Annotated in this window: 17 protein-coding genes; 13 read left to right on the forward strand and 4 right to left on the reverse strand. The window is 62.0% G+C overall.

Annotation, left to right across the window (positions count from 1 at the left end; all coding sequences use genetic code 11):
* The first annotated feature begins 249 nt into the window (after positions 1-249).
* From mobQ to DFR29_RS29740, 11 genes are all read left to right on the forward strand, one after another.
* Positions 250-1,572, forward strand: coding sequence for a MobQ family relaxase (gene mobQ, locus DFR29_RS21145; protein ID WP_279571532.1), 1,323 nt, complete (start codon positions 250-252; stop codon positions 1,570-1,572).
* A 438-nt stretch (positions 1,573-2,010) separates the two neighbouring features.
* Entirely contained in the window at positions 2,011-2,655 is a 645-nt protein-coding gene (locus tag DFR29_RS21150) for a hypothetical protein (protein WP_133820638.1), read from the forward strand.
* A gap of 181 nt (positions 2,656-2,836) precedes the next feature.
* Complete coding sequence (gene gmtY, locus DFR29_RS21155; protein ID WP_133820639.1) at positions 2,837-4,321, forward strand: gamma-mobile-trio recombinase GmtY; 1,485 nt, start codon at positions 2,837-2,839, stop codon at positions 4,319-4,321.
* Positions 4,318-6,588, forward strand: a complete 2,271-nt coding sequence (locus tag DFR29_RS21160; RefSeq protein WP_166654251.1) for a VPA1269 family protein — start codon at positions 4,318-4,320, stop codon at positions 6,586-6,588. The genes gmtY and DFR29_RS21160 overlap by 4 nt, the downstream gene beginning before the upstream one ends.
* On the forward strand, positions 6,576-7,214 hold the full coding sequence (gmtX, locus tag DFR29_RS21165) for a gamma-mobile-trio protein GmtX (RefSeq protein WP_133820641.1): 639 nt from the start codon (positions 6,576-6,578) through the stop codon (positions 7,212-7,214). Before DFR29_RS21160 ends, gmtX begins: the two co-directional genes overlap by 13 nt.
* Positions 7,215-7,534: 320 nt before the next feature.
* Positions 7,535-8,446, forward strand: a complete 912-nt coding sequence (locus tag DFR29_RS21170) for a restriction endonuclease (RefSeq protein WP_166654252.1) — start codon at positions 7,535-7,537, stop codon at positions 8,444-8,446.
* Positions 8,439-9,167 carry a sensor histidine kinase gene (locus DFR29_RS21175; protein WP_133820643.1) on the forward strand — a complete coding sequence of 243 codons (729 nt, stop codon included), beginning with the start codon at positions 8,439-8,441 and terminating at the stop codon, positions 9,165-9,167. The genes DFR29_RS21170 and DFR29_RS21175 overlap by 8 nt, the downstream gene beginning before the upstream one ends.
* Entirely contained in the window at positions 9,168-9,605 is a 438-nt protein-coding gene (locus tag DFR29_RS21180) for a response regulator (RefSeq protein WP_133820644.1), read from the forward strand.
* A gap of 485 nt (positions 9,606-10,090) precedes the next feature.
* A complete protein-coding gene (locus DFR29_RS21185; protein ID WP_133820645.1) occupies positions 10,091-11,284 on the forward strand; it encodes a choice-of-anchor Q domain-containing protein in 1,194 nt (397 codons plus the stop codon).
* Between the two features lie 84 nt (positions 11,285-11,368).
* On the forward strand, positions 11,369-11,833 hold the full coding sequence (locus DFR29_RS21190; RefSeq protein WP_133820646.1) for a hypothetical protein: 465 nt from the start codon (positions 11,369-11,371) through the stop codon (positions 11,831-11,833).
* A gap of 1,488 nt (positions 11,834-13,321) precedes the next feature.
* Positions 13,322-13,849 carry a hypothetical protein gene (locus DFR29_RS29740; protein WP_208113676.1) on the forward strand — a complete coding sequence of 176 codons (528 nt, stop codon included), beginning with the start codon at positions 13,322-13,324 and terminating at the stop codon, positions 13,847-13,849.
* 113 nt (positions 13,850-13,962) lie between these two features.
* Here DFR29_RS29740 and DFR29_RS21195 read toward each other — a convergent pair whose 3' ends face one another.
* The 4 genes from DFR29_RS21195 to DFR29_RS21210 form a co-directional block, all read right to left on the reverse strand.
* A complete protein-coding gene (locus DFR29_RS21195; RefSeq protein ID WP_133820647.1) occupies positions 13,963-14,589 on the reverse strand; it encodes a hypothetical protein in 627 nt (208 codons plus the stop codon).
* 127 nt (positions 14,590-14,716) lie between these two features.
* Complete coding sequence (locus tag DFR29_RS21200) at positions 14,717-16,462, reverse strand: tetratricopeptide repeat protein (protein ID WP_133820648.1); 1,746 nt, start codon at positions 16,460-16,462, stop codon at positions 14,717-14,719.
* Positions 16,463-16,671: 209 nt separating this feature from the next.
* On the reverse strand, positions 16,672-17,523 hold the full coding sequence (locus tag DFR29_RS21205) for a hypothetical protein (protein ID WP_243746132.1): 852 nt from the start codon (positions 17,521-17,523) through the stop codon (positions 16,672-16,674).
* The gene (locus tag DFR29_RS21210) at positions 17,520-18,866 is read right to left on the reverse strand and encodes a ComEC/Rec2 family competence protein (protein ID WP_243746133.1); all 1,347 of its coding nucleotides are present in this window, start codon (positions 18,864-18,866) and stop codon (positions 17,520-17,522) included. Before DFR29_RS21210 ends, DFR29_RS21205 begins: the two co-directional genes overlap by 4 nt.
* Between DFR29_RS21210 and DFR29_RS21215 the strand changes: the two genes are divergently transcribed.
* Together DFR29_RS21215 and DFR29_RS21220 are read left to right on the forward strand one after the other, a co-directional pair.
* Positions 18,866-19,225, forward strand: a complete 360-nt coding sequence (locus DFR29_RS21215) for an ArsR/SmtB family transcription factor (RefSeq protein WP_133820649.1) — start codon at positions 18,866-18,868, stop codon at positions 19,223-19,225. The genes DFR29_RS21210 and DFR29_RS21215 overlap by 1 nt on opposite strands.
* A gap of 87 nt (positions 19,226-19,312) precedes the next feature.
* Complete coding sequence (locus DFR29_RS21220; RefSeq protein ID WP_133820650.1) at positions 19,313-19,825, forward strand: arsenate reductase ArsC; 513 nt, start codon at positions 19,313-19,315, stop codon at positions 19,823-19,825.
* Positions 19,826-19,842: the final 17 nt, after the last annotated feature.

A 19,842-nucleotide genomic window follows, 5' to 3' on the forward strand; every position in this document is an offset into this window, starting at 1 on the left:
GTCGGGGATCGTTCGGTTCCAACGGCGCCGCTGATAACCGGTCTGGTGATTGCGGTGTGCGGTGGGGACTCGAAAAGGGGCGGGTGCTTCTGCCATCCAGCTCTCTCTTCAGTCCCCAACGGCCAAGCTGGTTTGTTTGAGGTTGCCGGCGGCGTGGCAACCTTCGGTTTAGCGCAAACCGGCTAACATTGTTCAACTTGTGGCAATCGTTTCCCCCGCTATGTTCGGTCAAGGGGGGATCATCTGGCCATCTATCACGCTACCTTGAAGGTTTTCACCCGCGCCCAAGGCCATACGGCCACTGGAGCGGCCGCGTACCGGGCCGGTTTGCGCATTCTGGACGAGCGCACCGGCACCGCACACGACTACACCCGTCGCAAAGGTGTCGTCTCCGTGCTCACCCTCTCACCGGACGATGCACCCGAGTGGGCCGCTGACCCCTCTGCGGTGTGGAACGCCGCCGAGCGGGCCGAGGGTCGACGCAATTCGTGCGTGGCCCGCGAGCTAGAAGTGGCTCTCCCTTCCGAACTGAATCCGGATCAGCGCGAGGCGTTGGCCCGCGATCTCGGCTTGATGCTGGTGGAACGCTACAACGTGGCCGTGTTGGTTGCAGTCCACGAACCGTCGGAGACAGGAGACGATCGGAATCACCACGCGCACATCCTGTTTTCGACCCGAGTGCTCGGACCCGAAGGCTTCGGTGCAAAAACAACGGTGCTAGACAAGCGCGAGACCGGCAAGGACGAGGTGCGGCACTTGCGGGCCGAAGTGGCGCGGCTGACCAATCAGCACTTGGCCGCTGCCGGCGTCGTGTGCCGTGTAGACCACCGTTCGCTGCGTGATCAGGCAACTTCCGCAGCACGGCGTGGCGACACCCTGGCGGTCGCCCGTTTGTCCCGCACGCCGCAGCTGCACCGGGGGAAGTCCGCCACGGCGTTGGAGCGTCGCGGCCAGCGGACAGAGCGCGGAGGCGAAAATGCCGCCATCCGGCGCGACAACACTGCCGTGGCGCGTTCCGCCCGTGCGGGGCGCATCGGGGTCGACCGGTCCCGAGTTCCGTCCGCGTCGGTGCGGCGGCCAGGGCCAGCCCAGGTTATTGGGGATGCGTCGTTCAATACACGCGCTACCGGAGCGTCGGCGCGGCTGTTGAACGCGCAGGCGACAGCCGAGCAGGAGCGCCTGCGCATCGAACGGGACCGACTCCGGGCGTATGTTCGAATGATCCAGGAAGTCGCTGCCGAGGGCGAGGCGCAGGCCAATGCGGTCGTTCGTCGTGCTCAGGCCGAAGCCGATCGCGCCGAGTCCGAGCGCTTGGCGGCGCTGCATGCGCGCACACGCCCCACCGAACACGAGACCGTCCCGATGCTGGATTCGTCAAGGCGATCGGGGCGCAAGCGTGGCCGCCGGCCCGACGTCGAACCAGCGGGGCGCAGCGAACCAATGCACTCGGAGGAAAACCCGCGGTCGCTGTCCAAGCGGCAGTGGGCAGAGAAACGCCGGCGCGAGCGACGCGTGCAGACGGTCGATGACAACTCCATCCCCTCGGCGACGAAGCGACCGCGCCCGGGGTGAGGAATCGTCGATGGCACTCGATACGCCGACGAACAGGTATTAAGCGCGAATCGGCGCACGAAATGCGCGGTCCGAACGGGTTGACGGCTTGCCGATGTCAACTAGGGTGAGCGGATTCCACGATTCCGCGGCAAGGAGGGCCGCCCGCATGATCCCACGCTGTTCGCTTTCATCCTCTCGAATCGCGGAGCCGCTGCCATGACGTAGCGCCACTCCACGTATCCACTTATTCCCTTTTTCCCGGCGGCACTCGCAAGAAGAAGGGGCACAGAACCCGTCAGGAACTGTGCCCCCGTTGTGCGGTTTCTTGGCGGATTCCACACTGCAACGACTCTAGCGACGCTCACCCCGGAGTCAAGCTGGCACACCGCGCCGGCGACGACCCCGCGTGCCTGCCGGTTTCCCCTGCCGCTCGTGCGGCTCGCTGGAGACCCATCCATGAACGATTTGCATCCCCTGATAAAGCTGCTGTGCGAACGCCCTGAGCTCTCTGCTGCATGCATCGGTCGCAAAGCAGATTTCTGTTCCAGAACCGTGGGGCGCTACCGCAAAGAAGTCGCCGAACGCGATCTGCCCTGGTCCTACTACGAACCCCTGTCCGTTGAAAAGCTGGACTTGGAATTCAACAAGCCTCGGTACCGCCCGCCCTCGAAGACGCCCTACGATCCCGACAGGGTCGCCGCGTTCCTCGCTCGTCCGAAGGCCACGTTGCGCGATGCGTGGGAAGACTACAGGGCCAGCGCGCCACGCCCTCATCTGGCGTACGACACCTTCCGCCGGCGCGTGGGAGAAACACTGGTCCGGTACTACGTGGCAAAGGGAGACCCTCTCCTCGAAGCCTGGCAGGAAGTACCGTTCGTCACCAAGTTTGTACCGGCCGTCACATTTTTGGCCAAGTCCGGCGTCGGGCAAAACCATGCCGAGACGCCGGAATCGGCCCGGATTCTAGGAGCAAAGCGCGGTTGCGGGGACGCGGAGGGCGAGTGCGGTACCGAGGTTTGGACGGCCAAACCGGAGCTTGCGCGATTGGCGGACCTTGGTATTGGTGAGGGTCGCCTAATGGCAGGAGACCGTACCGACTGACCCTGTTTCCCACCGCAGGGCGTGCAAACGAAAAAGGCCCAGCACCATGCCGGATGCTGAGCCCTGTTGACGCGGGTTTTCGACCACCGCATCGGCATCGTAGCGCGCAATTGCCCACCGTCAAGGGTGCCCGTTCGCTCGGGACGGTGGCCTGCGGCCCTCTTATTCCTGGAGAGCCCCGATGCCCATTCTCTGCACAACACTGCCGGCCTGTTTGCCGGCCACCGAAACCCGGCCCGATTCCGCTGCAGAAAGCGGTCGATCCCACTACGTGAGGCACGAAGACGCGCCGTCCCCGCTGGAGCCTCAGCGGAGTCGATACGTGCTGTGGACCTGGCAGGAAGGCGGCAAACCCGAGCGCTTTGAGCCGCTGCTTCGATACTTCGAGCACCTTGGGCGCTCGTGCTCGCTGGAGCGCCAACGGCGCATCGCGGCGATGGTCGGCCTTCTGTGGGACTTTGGCCTGGCGCACGCGCGCAGCGGTTCGGCGGAGTCGATTTGGACGGCTTTCCCTGAAGCTCTCGTCGGCGGCACCGAACACCTCGAAGGCTCGCTGGCCGAACTGCGTTGGCCACCGGCCTCGCCGCGCTCCGTGCACGCGCGTCTGGCCGTGCTCGACGGGTTCTTGCGGTGGTTGGCCGACACGACCGGATCGCGGCCGACGGCGGTGCAGTGGCTCGATCGCGCCGTGGCCGCACGCCGCGCGGCGCACCGGGCCAAACACGCCGCCGTTCCCTTCAGCACGGCTTCCGCGGTCGCGCACGAGAGGGGGCGTGCGTTTTCGGCGAGTCGGCGCCGTCCGGCAACCGAGGCAGATGCAGTGGCCTTCGATGAAAGCAAGATCGAAGAGCTCCTTACGGTTGGCTTTCGCCGGCGCGGCGCGCGCCCGGAAGACGGCGATCTGGGGCTCAACCTGCGCGACGTCCTCTACACGATCCTGCTCCACGGTGGCGGCCTGCGCTCGTGCGAGCCGCTTCACATCTTTACGGACGACGTCGGCGTCGATCCGACCGATCCCGACTGCGCCGAGGTGCGGCTCTACCACCCCGAGGTCGGACGGGCGCCCGCGAAGGCCCAGGGTTCGCGGCGCGGCCGCGGTGCGGTACAGCGCGAAGAATTCCTGCGCGAATGGTACAGGCGCGCACCTCGCACCCTCGCCGCGCCGGGGCAGCGTGCAGGCTGGAAAAACCTGCGCCTTGATCGCCCCGCGGAAGGCTATTCGGCGGTGCGTTGGTTCCCGAAGGAATGGGGCAGGGTCTTCCTCCGTTTGTTCAACCTCTACCGCGCCGAGCGGCCCGACGACAAAGGCCGCCACCCGTTTTTGTTCGTCAGCGAACACGGCCCGGAACGCGGCATGCCATACACGTTGCAGAGCTACCGACAAGCGCACGCGCTCGCGGTGCGCCGCATCGGGTTGACTGTGGCCAAGGCACTGGGGACCACCCCGCACGCACACCGCCACGCATACGGGCGGCGCCTGGCCGCAGCCGGTGCGCCGCGCGGTGCAGTCCAGGTCGCGCTCCACCACGTTTCCCCGGAATCGCAAGGCGTGTACACGCAGCCCTCGCTCCAACAGGTGGCCGACGACCTGACGGCCGCCGAGCAGCGGGGCGTGCTTCGTGGAAACGGCGCGGTGCTCAAGAAGCTGGGAAGGGGTTCGACGTGAGCAAGCGCCGGACTCGAACCACCAACCGCCAGAAGCTGCATCGGCCGGGAAATTACGATCCCGAATTCAAGTGGGCGACCGAACACGAGCCCGGGCTGGAGCGCTGGCGATCGGTGCTGGCCGAGTGGGTTAAAGAGTGCACGCACCAAGCACCGGCAATGCGGGCCGGACGCGAATTGGTTCGCTATCTGTGGGCCTTTCCTTCGACGACGCGCGACCCGCGACGATTCTGCAATCCCGACTACGGTGCGCCGACGGAACTGGGCGCGTTCCTAGACCGCTCGGGCGGGCGATCCAACGACGAAACGAAGATCCACAACGGCATTTATCGCTTTTTCCATTGGCTTTTGCACGAACGCCGAGCAGGGCCGCTGGCCGCGGACAAGGGGCACCACCGCAACCCGCTCAGCCACCGACCGCTGGTACCGGGCGCGGCGCGCACGCACCGCACGCCCATGCCGATGGCCCTGCTTGACGCGCTGGCCGATCTGCTTACGGCCGACGACTTTGCCTGGCCGAAGACGCTGGAGGCGGACTGGGTGCACGACGTGCGCGGGGAGCGGGTGTGGTGCCCCGTTCGCGCGGTGGCGCTGCTGGTCAAACTGCGCCTGCCGCTGCGCAACGCCGATGTCGTGTTCTTGGAATCGAGTGAAGGCGACATCGAACGATTCACGCCCGAGGGGTGGGTGCGCAACCCGGCGCCCTGCTGCACCGGCCGCCGCGGCGCGGCCCCGCAACGAGGGTTTCTGCATCGGCTGCGCGGTATCGACGGCGTCGATCGCACGGTGTTCTTTGTCAACACAGACAAGGGCTACGACCGCAAACGGTTCGATCACCATCCGGGGCGCGTGCTGCCTTGGCCGCAGGCCCAAGTGGCGGCAGCGGTGTATGCGTTGGAGGCGTGGCAAGTAGAGCACAACCCAGTGGCTGCGCCGACGCGGTGGACGGCGCTTCAGGCACTGCGCGTGCGGCGGGACCGACAGGCGTACGCGCGCCAGCCCGATGCATTTTTTCTTTTTCGCGACCCGCGCGTCGTGCCGCGAAACGAACCGCTCGACACCTTGCAGCTGCAGGGCATGTGGCTCGCCGCACTGGACGAAATGGAGCGCCGCATCAAAGCGGGTCGGTATCCTGAATTGGCAGCAGTGATCCCCCGTCTTATCGATCGCCGCTCGACCACTGGCTTGCCACGGCACGCGGTGTACGACCTGCACACCCCGCGGGTTTCTTACGCGACGGCCTTGCACGACGCCGGCGTCCCCCTGACGACCATCGGGCGGTGCCTGGGCCACGCCACCGAGCGCATGACCTCCCACTACTACGCGCCCTCGGATGCGACGGTGGCCGCGCATTTGGAGCAAGCACAGGAGCATCTGCGGGAGCGCCGCGCCGCCGATCTGCACGCGTGCGAAGTGCCGGGGGCAGCGGCGCCGTGGATCCCTGCGCGGTGGGCCGCCGGTGCGTTCGGCACGGGCGAGGGGCCGGCGGGCTTGGCCGGGCCAGTTTTCTCCACGACGGGGTTTGGGGTGTGCCCGGTCGGCGCCGGCCGCTGCCACGTCGGCGGGCCGCCGACGCGCGACGGCGTGCATGGCCCGGCGCCCGGCGGGCTGCACCGCTGCCTTCAGTGCCGTTTTTTCGTGAGCAGCCCGGCGCACCTGCCGGCACTCCTGGACCGCCTCAACGTGCTGAGCACGACGTATGGCCGGCGCATTGCCAGCTACTGGCGCCGCGAGGGCGAAGCACGGGAGTTCGAGGACCGGCTCGGCCAGGCGGGGGATGCAGACGTACGTACCGTCCTGCGCGCCCACCTGGCCAAGGCAGAAGGCGCTGCGGGCGATGCATTGAAAGAGGTGGAGGAATTTCAGCCGGTCTGGGAGGCTGCGTTCGCGGCGGCGCAGCGGTGCAGGGCGGCGGCGCACGCAGCCATGGGAGGTCTCGACCTGGTCGCGAACGGGTCGGCCGATGATTGGTCGGAAGCGCTAGCGGCCGCGCACGAGCCGGCGGTTCTACGCGCGCTCGCGGAAGGGGCGAGGATGCACTTCGGACCGAATGCTGAGGCGGCCGAGATGGCGCGTGTGCTGTCCGACCGCCTGATCGCGGAACACCGCATTGCCCCGCACCCCGCGACGATGTCGGCGGTCGAGTCCGCGGTCGTAGCGGAGGCGCAGGTCGAATGGCGGGCGCGCGTCGAGAGAGGGGCTGTGGAGTCCGGAGTGAAAGCGCGGCGAAGCTTGTGGGCCTGGGCGGAGGCCGGGTGCAGGGGCTGACGCCAGCGACCGACACCGCGGCGCTGTGCGCCCGGTTGTGCGCCGCTTACCCGAGGCGCGCCGCGGCATTGCAGCGGATGCACGACGTGTGCGCCGAAATGGCACAGACACCTGGGGTCATTTACAGCTTGGCGTCGGTAGCCCAAGCCTGCGGCAAAAAGCGGCACCCAGACGACGAGCCGGGGCCGGCCGAGGGCACGATCCGCAATCCGGAGGGCGAGCCCTACCGACTTCTGATCGCGGCGTTCGCCGAGAGAAATCCCGTATCGAAGCATCCGAGGCGTACGGATCCGACCGAAGCGGAACTGGGGCGAGCGTCGCCGCTCGTGCGGCACCACGTGCGGGCGTTGGAGCGCAGAGCCACCGCACTGGGCGCGGAAAACCGCGTGCTTCGCGAGGAGGTCGGGCAGTTGAGGGCGAAGTTGGGCGGGAACTGCGGTGAGCCGGAGGCGGCAGTGCCGCCCGAGGGCATTGAGGAACTCAGGGACTGGCTTTCGCCCACCAGCCACGCCAAGCGTGGTTGGCGCGTGGATGAAGGCGGGCGATTGCTCGACGCGCGGGGCACGACCGTCATGCGCGCGGAGGCGTATCGGGCGCTGACGAAGACTACTGAGATTCCCTACTAGACGCGATAGCAGCGATCGCAACGTTTACTGACAATAAACGACTGTTGCAGCGAGCATGCGTTGGCCTCGATGCCGGCCATGTTTTCACAGTGATAGACTGCCGAAAAGTAGCACGGAAAAGCCACGTCATTTGGCCTGATACCTCTACGGGAGACACCATCTACGGTGCTGTGGATTGGTGAAGAACGAGCATATTACGCGCGAACGCGGTTCAGTAGTGCCTAAACCATCTACGGGATCCTAGTGCCTGCCGATGGGTGGGCTTTCGATGCGAGCGTTTGCAGAAAGTGTTTTGCCCTGCATGCCTGAGGAACGAGCCATTGACCGACCTAACAGCGTTAACTCCAAGCCAGTTCGAAAATCTTGTGCTCGACCTTGTCCAGCTACTCGGCCTCAAAAACTGCGTTTGGCGCACTCCGGGGCGGGACGTTGGTCGCGATATTCAAGGGGAATACTTCCGGCCAGACTTTTCCGGTTTCACACGGCAGGAAATTTGGTATGTCGAGTGTAAGCGTTATACCGAATCGGTGAGCTGGCCGATAGTTTGGGAAAAAATTGCCTATGCGGAAACCCATTGCGCGGACGTATTGCTTTTTGTTACTAGCTCAACTCTATCGCCGCAAGCTGTCGACGAAGTAAATCGTTGGAACGAGACTAGAAAGAGCCCTGTCATCCGCTTTTGGGGGGCGCCGGATCTGTTGAACAGGATGGGGCTGTATCCACAGTTGTTAGTTAAGTACGGCCTAAGCGCTAATCCGGTTATAGATAGCGCTATATCGATACTTCCTCTTACAAAGATCCTTACAAAGTATGCGAACACGGCCGGTTCTTATAGAGAATTCGGCAAGAGCCGTGATCGTATCGATGAAGCAATCCATGCGCTGTCCGAGCTGATCTCGGCTCGCCTTGAAGAAGTTGAAAACCGCGGAAAGATCGCATGCGAGCGGTTCTTCAGTGCTAGGGACGGCTACCAGTGGGTCGATGGCAACGACGTCCTAGAAGCAGCGAAAGCTGACCGATATGTGGTCCGTGCGCTGCTTGCTTTGATGCGGTGCCATTCTACGTCCCAGACGATTCAGGTAGGTATGGATGGGGACAGTATAGCTATGTCAGGCGCCGACTTGCCCGCATCTGAGACATTTCAAGGCGATCTCCGAGCGGTTGCGTTCTGGGGCTCAATGACAATCACGTCTACAACATCCAAGGTCAGTATCGAGGTCGCCGATGAGTGATCCGGAATCAAACTACACGTTGGCTCTAATTTCGAACATTACTCATCAGGCCATTAACCCCCTAAATGGGGTAATCGGTACACTGGACAATCTCATAGATGGGACAATCGAGGGAGCTCGGAGAGAGCAACGACTGAAGAGTGCGCGGGCGCAGTTGGAATACACTGTGTCCCTAATACGGAACCTTGCCTACTTCGCCCAGTACGGAACCGACGCTGCGCAAGATTTACGACTAAAATCAAAGAAAACTTGCGTTATACCTCAGCTGTTGATAGAGGCTGCGCTCTTCTTTCAGGAGCAGGGGACAACTAATCATGTACGTATCGAAGTAATTGACAAGGCCGTACAAAATTCAGTGCAGGGTGATCCTGAGCTGCTCCGGCAAGTTTTTATGAATCTATTCGACAATTTCGTAAAGTACGGTGAGCCGGAATCAATCGTCGATGTGAAACATTGGATTCAGCGTAAGACAGGGGATTTGATTGTTACATTGTCAGGGAGGAGTACACCCTTCGAGACTAGCGAGGACATATTCGCGATTGGAGTACGAGGTCGGGCGGCTGCCGAAAGGACATCTTCCGGTTCCGGGCTTGGTCTGCATATCTGCAAACTGATTGTTGAGCGGCTCTTCAATGGCAATATCAGCGCAAGCTATGTATTCAGCAGTCGGCTAGCAAATTTCGAAGTCAGAATCCCGGGCGCTTTCATTAAGGAACGATAAATGGCCGCGACAGAAGTTCTGATTTTGGATGACGAGCCACATTTGCTCGACTGGTTGGCCGAATATCTTGAAGCAAAGGGTTACAGAACTACCTTTGTTGTTGACATTTCATCGGCGATGGCGGCGCTGAGGTCGGGGACGCAGTTCCGAATTTTGGTTCTGGATTTGAACGTCCCTGCAACTGGTGAATACTCGGAGCTTCTACGAGAGCGAGGGTCAGTCTACGAGATCTATCGCGGTCTGTACGTTGCCGAGCAAGCGCGGAATATGGGGTATCGCGGTCGGCAAGTTATCGTTTATTCCGTACATGATGTCGATTCGGTACGGGCGGTTAGCGACAGATTGCGGACCACCTACATAACAAAGGGGCGACCACGCATTTTTAAGGAAGAGATTGATCAGGTCCTGAGTTTCGATCCTTCCGAGGCGAGGGGTTGAGGCAAGGCGGCCCGTTTCTAGGCGGGGTTGCCGCTCAGGAAATTTTTGGTCTGTGTGGGTTGCCCTATAGCGCGCTTCTTACGCACTTTTGTCGTGGCCGCATGTGTGAGGCAACTTCTCGGTCGATTGAGGTCTCTGAAGTTGCTGTGATTTCTCTGTACTCACAACTTCGAACGTATTTGTGAGTACAACTCAGAAAGCGTAGGAAGATCCTGAGCTTGCAATCGTGATATCACGACTCAACGCCTAAAGCATCACGACTCGCGCGCCGGTCGACCCTGTTGACCACCGACCTCGACACAGCGCCCGATCGGCGTCTGAGGAAGTTGTTCGCCGAGAGTATCGGCTCATATGGCAGGACTCGCCGCCGTTCGTCGTTCGAGACAACGACCGTCGTGCACTCCGCGCGGGTCGACCTACCGCCATGTGAACGCCCGCGCCGCCACGTGAGGGCTGGCGTTGCGGCCACCACCTAAGGAAAGACTATGAGTTCTGTGTTGATAGACCGGATCGTGCGTGCTGCGGCGCTGGTGCTGGTCGCGGGGTGCGTCGCGCCGGCTGCGGCAGCCATCCGCACGGTCACCAACACCAACAATTCCGGTGAAGGTTCGCTGCGCTACGCACTGATTTTCGCGGACCCCGGCGACACCATCACGTTCGATCTCACCTACCCCGCAGTCATCCGCTTGCAGAACGAACTGTCGTTCAGCAAGAACGTGATCATCGACGGCCCCGGTGCCGACCGATTGCGGCTGGATGGCGATGGCAACGACCAGTTTTTCATGCTGCGGATTGCGGCTGGCGTTGCGGTGGTATTCAACCAGGTGCAGATCAGCAACTCATACTCCATTGCCATCGACAACAACGGCGATCTCACGTTGAACGATGCGGTGGTGTCTTACAACCCGCGCGGGCCGGTGAACAATTTCGGCACGCTTACCGCCAACGACACGGTGTTTACGGAAAACCGCGGCGCCGGGCAGAGCGGCGCCATAGCCAACTACGGCACGGCCACGTTCAATCGCTGCGTGTTTTCCAACAACCAAGCGCGCACCACCGGTGGTGCCATGCTCAACGACGCCGGCGCGACGCTGGTGGTGAACGACAGCACCTTCGTCGGGAACGCCGCAGGATCCAGCGGCAACTTCAACCGCGGTGGCGCCCTGTTCAACGTGGGCACCGCCACGCTGAAGAACACCACCTTCAGCCAGAACATCAGCGGTCCGGATGGTCGAGGCGGGGCCATCGAGAACACGGGTGCGCTGACACTCGACAGCATCACCTTCAGCGCCAATGTGGCGACGGCCGAAGGCACGGGCATCAGCAATTACGGCACGGCAACGGTACGCCGCACGGTGATCGCGGACAGTTGCTCCGGTACGGCCTTGATGTCTGCCGGCGACAACCTGGGCAGCGACAGCAGCTGCTTCGCGGCGGCGTCGGCGTTGAACGACAGCGCGAATGTGTCGCTGCTGCTGGGTGCCTTGCGTGATAACGGTGGGCCGACGCCGACGGTTGCCCTGCTGCCGGGCAGCCCAGCCATTGATGCGGTCGTGGTCAATGCGGCGGGTTGTTCCGGTACGGATCAGCGCGGCGTGGCGCGGCCGCTCGGTGTGCGTTGCGACAGCGGCGCGTTCGAGCGGGATCCGGATCGGGTGTTCGAGGATGGGTTTGAGTGAGGCGCGGTGGGCGCGGCGCCGCGCTCTTGACGGCCGCCGGTGTCTCGTTAGGTTGGGACTGAACCCACCTACTGGAGCCCTGCGATGCCGCCGAATTTTCGAAACTGGAACGACCCGCATTCCATCTCCCGCCTGAGTGCAGTGGAAACGCGGTACCGCGTCCAACGGACGCTGGAGAGCGCGAGTCCATCCACGCGCCGGTGGCCGTGGCGCGACCCCGCAGCGGTGTGGGAGAGCCTGGCCGCCGATTTCGATCGGGTGGCAAATGACGCGAACGTACCGGAGCAAGTGCGGGACTTTGCCGCAGCGGTCGTGCGCGGCCCGAGTGTCCACGGCGCGGCCGTCCTGGTGGCCGCAGCCGGCCTCCACGGGCGCGACGCCGAGCTGGCGATGCGGGCCGCTCTGGGAGGCAAGGAGGCTGCCTTCGGACCGATTCCACTAGGTGAACGCGACGACGAAGGCGCCCCCGCCGCAGATCTTCCCCCGGTGCTTCTGCATGCGCTGCAGCGCCAGCGTTGGGGCTCGTCCCCTGAGGGGTGGATCCCATGACTGGTCGGCAAGCCGGGTGCTTCGAGCGCATCACGACTCGCGCACCGCGCGTCGGTCAATAGCCTCGGTTGGTTTGCCAGGCACCTCCTAATGCATTCAGGCAAATTGTGCGCTGCGCCGCGTTTGAGTATATTAAGTAGCTGATTAAGATCAGAAATTTGCCTTGAGTTAGCTTGACTCGTACCTCGGTTGAGCTACACTATCTACGTGCTCAGAACATCGGGCACGCTGAAGCGAGTGGAACGGGTGCTGCGTTTGCCCTGTATTACAGGGATTGCCCGGATAATAGGGATTGCCCAGTTTTTTCTTTGTTAGCAAGAACGGCTTCTTTTTTCCCCTGTTTTAACAGGGATCGCCCGAATGCCGACGAGAGGCTCGCTTCATCTGCCCTGTTTGACAGGGATTGCTGCCGGTGTTTTCCACCGGCGCGGCGCGAGCGCCCACCGAGAGGTGGGCGTTTTGCTTTGCACCGCCCCCATCTCTCAGCCCGCGTCCGATTGGACCGATTTCGGTAGGCCGGTTCGTTGCGGCGCTGAATCCAGCGAGACCAGGCGCCACTGCCGAAACCGATTGCGGCAAGCGTACTTGCGCGCTAGCAGCAGCGCTGTGTGGTTTCCAGTTTTGGGGTGGGCGAAGCGTTCCGCATGTTCCATATTCACGGCTGGCGCGATTCGGAAAACGACGGGGCGGTTCACAGAGGTTCCCTTGGTTGGGCCGACCCAAAGAGCGCGTAGATCAACGTCTTCATTCGCTGGTCTTCGAGCCAAATTCAGCGCCTCGACTTGAATGACCATGGGGATGTCGAACGCCGTCCCGGTGGCGACACAGCTGCCCTGCGCGAGGGTATACCACGATCCTGACGGCGCGCGCGGTGTTCTGACGTTCCCAAAGCGTGGCTCGAATGTTCTCTGCATTGGGTGCAGAGCGCCCAGATACTCGAACGCCACTGCGCACGATCCACCAAGTCCGGGTCGAGGTGGTAGACGACCCGTATCTGTAGACGTCTTTATCGCGTGCCAGGCGCTTTGTGTCGCTCGCAGTAAGTTTATGAAAACGATCGGGAAACCGCCTGAATCCACTTGACGGCAAATGTAACTCGATCTACCGTGTGTCTGTACCGCCTTCTGGTTCCCCGATAACGGGGTAGTGAGTTGAGCATGCGAAGCGGTTTTCCCGCTGTCGTGTTTGGATCCCATTCGGGGAACCAAGGGCGGTGCAATCTGGATCCCGTTGGGTAGCAGTACGTTTTTCGCCCTGTGCTTACAGGGATTGCCCTGTTCTCTTCTTGCTGAGAATTTCGGCGTTTGTACCTGCCCTGTTTTAACAGGGATGATTTAGGTTGTTGTGGTGTGGTTCTTCCGCGGGGGGATTTCTCTTCCCAACGGTGCAACACAGACGCCCGCCTCGCCGCGGGCGTTTTGCTGTGTGCGCTGTTCGACCTTAATGCCGGTCCGTTGACAGCGACCCAGAAGCTGTTTCGATTCAGTCATGCGTTCGCTAAATCCCAACACGGCCACCGAATCAAACCCCGCTGGGCGCACACGGGCTGCGGCTTCTGTTTCGCTTGGTCCTTCGGAACACGGTCGCCGCAGCTGGGCGAAGATCGTGCGTTCCCGGGTCGACTTGCCGCTGCCGTCGGACGTACACGACGCCCGCTGCATTCCTGGTTGCTTTTTGCGGCAGGGAGAAGACGAGCTTTTCGGTGGGGACGTGCTTTTTGAGGGCGAGCAGAACAACGACGGCCTTTGGGAGTACCGGGCGACCATGCAAGTCAGCGACGGTGCCGCGATACAGTTCAGCTGCAGCGCCGATGCGAAGGCACGCCTCAAGGACCAAGGGCTGGATCCGGCGTTGTGGCCAGGCTCGGGTGAGCTCGCGGGCCTCGTACGCATAGCACACGCCTTACGCCTGGGACTAAATCCTTTTCCCGAATGGGCTGGTCCGTTGGTTTCGGCCGTGGCGCTCGGCGGCCGCGTGGAAGCGTCGGATCTCCGTCCGGCTCGTCCGCGCTTGTAGAGCAATCACCCGCGATTTAAGCGGCTGACGTTGCGGTGTAGTCTTCTTCCAAGCACCACCCGCGCGCTACCCACCGGACACACGCGCCTACGACCGGCCTACGAATGAAGTGGTCAAATGGCGGTATTCGATTCGTCGTTTCCATTGATCCAGAAATCAAGCTTCGGGTCGTCGGGATGGATGCTGACGCATTCCGGCAAACGGAACAGGCGGATCGCGAGCACCAGTCCCTCGTCAAGGGGTTCCATCGCCACGGGCGCGTCTTGAGGATTTCCCACCAACAACGAGCTGGGAAGCGGATGCGTTCCACGGCGGCCCAGAAAGAACTCCACGTAGAGCCGGCGGTGGAAAAGTGTGGCGGGCAACGTCAGCGTCAGCGAACGAGCTCCACCCTTGTTGAGATTTCTGCTGCTCGGCGCATATAAGGTCGGCCACCTGGTCAGCACGGTTGCGATGCGGTAGGGGCGCGCGATGTCGCGGGTAGAGCGCCAAGGAATCGCACCGCTGTCGTGCCCCGATCCGCGCGCATGAAATTCACCGGACGAGTGGTAGGACATCTTGATTGGCGGATCCCCTCTTGATGGCTTTTGCGCGACGGTCAAGCCGTGTGCCGTATTGGCGTGGGCGGCACCGACCATACGGTCGAAGCCTGACCAATACAGGTCCGGCCCCCTGCTGATGAACCAGAACGCGGGCCGAACTGTTTCATTGGTCTTGAAAGCAATTCGCAAATGGGCCATAGGTCGAAAGAATCTCGTCGGTATGCGTCGTAGGAAAAGCGATGGCGAATCTGCACAGCCATATCAATGCAACCAGGACTGCGTATTCCAGTGAGTTTGCGCTCCTGTTATGTCGTTGCGTGCCGAGTCAGCTTCCACCAGGTTGCTCAGCGGTAGGCATGCCTGGGTCCACAGGGCGGACCGGCAACAAGAGAGTCCGCCAAGATATCGGTCCAGCGCCATCCGGATCTTCTTCTAGTTTCAGCAGCGCCGGTTGCCCCGGATGGTTCTCAACTGCTCGCGCGACTTCGCGTCGACAATCCTCAAGCTGACCAGCCGCCCGATATCTTTCCGCCAAATCGAGGACGGCGGCGGCCTCCAGCAGGCGCGGCGCTCGAAAGCCGTTCGATTTTCCGCGGCGTTTGAAGTAGCCGTCCACCGCTCCGCCGTGTTCAGACAACGTCCAAGGCGGTGTCTGGCCGAGGATCACGTGGCAGAACAGTGCCTCTGGACTCGGCGGTCTAAACTCTGTGCGAATGAAGGCTTCGACATGGTTGGGGCGCTCGGCTCGGTCCTGTTCTGGAACCAACCCGTTGAACAGTACATGCAGCGCCAAGAACGGCTTTCTGCGGTTGGGCGTGATCCCGCGCAGGATTTCGTTCGCGCTGCTCAGCACAGCGCGCATGTCCGTGAGCGCCGGCTGATCCGGATTTTGGAGCTGTTCCGTGATCTGTTCCAATAGGCCTTCGAGCTTCTTGTGCCCTTGGTCGGCTATTCCGTCGCCCACGTTGCCCACCCAGTATTCGGCGGCCAGTGGTAGCAAAGCGATCCCATCCCGTTCCAGGTGGTAAGGGTATGGCTCCACTTCGACGGTAATCTGTCGTTGCACGAACGTGATGATGGTGTGGCGCATGAGGCGCGCCAGTCCGGATGTCGTAAAAAAAACGGATCGATCGTTTACGGTTTGCTCCCCCACCAGATCGCCGAAGGCAAGGATGTGCGGAAGTCGCTTGAGCGCATGTACGTACTCGGATCGCGCGGTGTAGGCGTTCTTCAATCCTTCCTGCAGATCGTTCTTCGCCAGCGGGTTGGATACACCGAGCGCTTCTTCACGGAAGAAGGCCGGCGTGGTGTGGGCGCAGCAGAACTCCCTGAAGCGCCGGCCTAAGGACGTGTGCTCGACGCCAAGCAAAGCGTTCCGGACACGCTCGGCAGTCTCCTCCGGAGTACCTTCAAGTGCCTTGTCGACCGCTCGGCGTTTGCGATCGTCGTACGAAGCCCAATCGGGTTCGTGGCCGTCGAATTCCTGCGCCAGCGATTCGACCGCTGCCACCATCAACGTGTACGCGAGCTCAATGTCATCGGCGAGCCTGTGTATGGCGTTGACGTAGGTTCGGATGGCCCGCATTGATCCAAGGAATTGTTTTCGCTTGAGCCCAATAAGCTGTTTGGTGAATGCCACCAGGAAATCAAGTTCGCTTGTTTGACAATACACTTCTCTGTCGAAAAACCTTCGTAAAAATTTTCCGGGCGGGACACGCGTAGACACGCCGGGCCTGCCAATGGTGAGTCGATCAACAAGGCCGTAATCTGGGCTACACATGCAGTTCAGTGCAAAAGAAACCACGGCCGAAAAATCCAGAACATAGGGCGCCGCAGTGCTTGAAATTAGAACGGTACGTCCGTTCTCTTCGGCCTCGATCTTTTCGACGAATTCATAGGCAACTGCCTTAACCCGGTCGATACCGGCTTCCGACGGTAAGAGGCAGCCTATCGCCGTTTCTACGCGATCCACATCGTAGCCGAGATTCGCGTTTGTATAGAGCACTCCTCTCAGTTTATTCGTCCGGATCGGAGCGCGCGTAAACAGCTTACCGGTAGCGATCTGTAGCACAGTCAATCCTCAGAGGTTCCGAATTCGAACGAAAGGGCAATGCGGCAAGACGACGGATAATCCGATGTGTAGGCTGGCGTGGTGTCTCGAAGTGGCATTGAACACGTGAATCGGATCGTGGATCGCGGCTGCCCGGTATACCAAAGCCGCTGTGTACATTGGCGATGAAGAGTCGGGAGTTCCGCCGAGCAGTCCAGGTAGCAGCGCAATCAGACCGGCTGGTCGTTTGACTTCGCGGTTGGGTCGGTTTTCATTTGAAGTCCATTTTGGGTTGTTCGACGAGCCGGCAAGGAATCAAGACATTCCAGCAGCCGCTCGGCGTAGGCGTAGCCAACCCGTCGGACTGCCGATTCCGTGAAATGGAAGAGCCAGAAGCAAAGCATCAGCGCGGAGATCAGAAAGGTGAGTGCGGCGGGAAGTCCAGGGCTCAACAGCCGATCCGCTGAGAAAAACCAGGGAGCAAGGTTGATCGCGCCGGACAGAAGGAGCGCAAAAGCCACTCCGGCGAACGACGTTGAAATTCCGATCGGCTTTACGCCGAGCATGTTCCTGTTGAACCCGTAGGAAATGTTCTCTTTGAAAAGCATCGATCTGTTCGACCGCGTCCGTCGCCGCAGCTCGCGGCATACGGCCTCGTAGGCTTCGTCGGCCGCTTTTGGATCCGAGGCTTCGTCGTCCACCGTGGGCATGATGATGCCGAGCTTCGAACGAGCCAGTTGGTGGTAGCGCTCTTTCGTGATCCGATCGAGGTGGGAATCGCGGTGCCGCAAACACAGAATGGAAGGAAGGCCTCCCCATTGGCGTACCAGTCGTTCTTCGGCAGCCTTGCCCCTCGTTCGAGCAACGTTCGCCAGGACGTAGAGCGCGCCGCAGCCGCACAACAGAGAGGACAGTGCCGTCAGAAGTGGATACCGGGGGCCGTACAGTACGAGCAGGCCGACCAGCACCGGAAGAACGGCCAACAGGCCGGGCATCAGCCTCGCTTTCCGTTCGTAGGGATCCGTGAATTCTTTGAAGAATTTTCCAATGGACTTCAAATCGGATAGGCCCGTCTCGCTCACTCTTCCATCTCCGTGGGGTAGTCCGCCTGGGGGATGCTGGTCCAGCCAGGGCGGCTGATGCCGCGGGACCAGTGGACCGGTTTCCCTTCTGTCTCGGAAAAATGAGCGCCGCGGTGGAGAAAGGCGCGCTTGACGACTTTTCGAGGATGGTCCTTGTCTTCCTTCGCGGAACTGCAGATGGCCGAGAAAAGGGTGTTGGCGGGCATGCTGTCGAACTTGGGGCCGAGCAGCGCGTCCAGTATTTCGCTGCTCACGTTGTGGCGTCCGCCGTGGTGGGGCACCTGAACCATCTTCAAGCCCGGCAGGTTTAGTCCGACCATCGGCGCGTAGGCGATGGTCTCGGTCAGTGCTTCACGGCCGGCGTCTCCGGTGAGGAGGATGGGCTCACCGCCGAAGTTGAGGTATTGGACGAGGCTCATCTCGTTTTCGGAGCTTGTGCCGTCGGCCGGGAAACGTTCCTCGCCCCAGGCCGCTGCAATGAAGTTCTTCGCCGCCTCCACGAGGTTCCGCAGCAGCGAGAATCGCGCCGAACCCTCGGCTTTCGCGGCTTCAGGCGTCTTTTGGGAAGCCACAATGAGATCGAGGTACCGGGTCCTGGACGGGGCCATCACCATGAACGATCCGATCGCCGCCCCTTGAAACGCGTCGCTGATCGGGATTCCGCGCCTCAACGCGATGTCCTCCAGTTCCACCACCGCCGCATACACCTCCCTCAGCTTCCGATAGAGCGCAGAAGCCGACGTGTAGGTTTCGAAACGGGCGAGCAGTTCTTCGGCGTACAACCACGGCCGGTTCATGTAGAGGCAACCGACGTCGTAGGTTTCCAAAATCTTCCTCAGCCCGTTCGCGTGATCCCGATCGGAATGCGTCAACACGACCGCGTCGATGAAGGTTGGTGCGCCGTAGTACGTCTTCAGGTGTTCTATGATTTGATCGCTGGTTCCAAGATACCCACCGTCCACGATGTGGATTCTCGTGATCCCGCCGATAGAGTAGCGGAGGGTGATGGCGTCGCCGCTCTTGGCGGTTTCTACGCCCAGAAAATCGATTTCGAAGTAGTCGGTCATTTTCTCTCGCTCTAGGACGGCTTGCCGCCGTCCGGCTAGCGGGCGGACGGGACTGCCTGCGGGAATCGGCGGCGCGATCGGTGGACGGATGTCCGCTCTGTCTGACGTCAGTGCATCGGATCTCTCAGCGCCCTTCGCGCGAGCATGGTCTGACGCCTTCAGCTTGGCATCGGTGCTTTTCCTGCAGATGCGTCGGATTTTTCCGATGCGCGGTTCGGTCGCCACCGGCGGCAGCCCCGCTTGCACGTTTTTGTTATTTCCAGAATAATCGAACAATGGAAACGAAAGCTGCTCTTAAAGCCCTGTCCGCGCTGGCCCACGACACGCGTCTGGCCGTCTACCGCTACCTGGTCGAGGTGGGGCCGGAGGGCGTCCACGCGGGCGCCATCGCGGAACGCCTGGGGTTGCCCGGCGCGACGCTGTCCTTTCACCTGAAAGAGCTCAGCCACGCCGAGCTGGTGGAGAGCCAGCAGGAAGGGCGCTTCGTCCGGTACATCGCCAACCTGACGACGGTTCAAGCGATGGTCGCCTACCTGACCGAAACGTGCTGCGGGGGGCGGCCGGAAATGTGCGTGCCCGTCGCGACGCCGCTGCCTCTGCCCATGGTGAAGCGGAAGCCCGCGCGGCCCCAATGAGCGCCGCTGCGGCCCGCGCCCGCCGGCTCCGTTTCCGCGCGCCGGCGTAGAAACGCACCAACCCCGAGAACGGTTCCGGAGACCTCCATGCATCCGACCTACCGCGTGCTGTATGTGTGTACCGGCAACTCCGCCCGCAGCATCCTGGCGGAAGCCCTGACCCGCCACCTGAGCGGCGGTCGCTTCGAGGCGTTCAGTGGAGGCGCCCACCCTCGCGGCGAGGTGCACCCGCTGGCGCTGGAGCTGCTCCGCAGCAACGACCTGCTGACGGAAGGGCTGCGCAGCAAGAGCTGGAACGAGTTCGCCGCACCCGGCGCGCCGCCGATGGACTTCGTCATCACCGTGTGCGATCGCGCCGCCGGCGAGTCCTGCCCGGTGTGGCCCGGTCGGCCCATCACCGCGCAGTGGAGCGTTCCCGATCCGGCAGCGGTCGGCGGTTCTTCGCTGGCGCAGAAGGCCGCGTTTCGGGAAACCCTGTTCCTCTTGCAGCATCGCATTTCGCTGCTGACGGAACTGAAGGCCGAATCGCTGGATCGGTTGGCCCTGCGCACGCGCCTGGGCGAGTTCCCGATTGCGCCTACCGGTACGGCGGCGCCGTGAACGGACCCGCGTCCGCA

This window comes from Tahibacter aquaticus (genome assembly GCF_004363655.1).
In the GTDB taxonomy this organism is placed as follows: domain Bacteria; phylum Pseudomonadota; class Gammaproteobacteria; order Xanthomonadales; family Rhodanobacteraceae; genus Tahibacter; species Tahibacter aquaticus.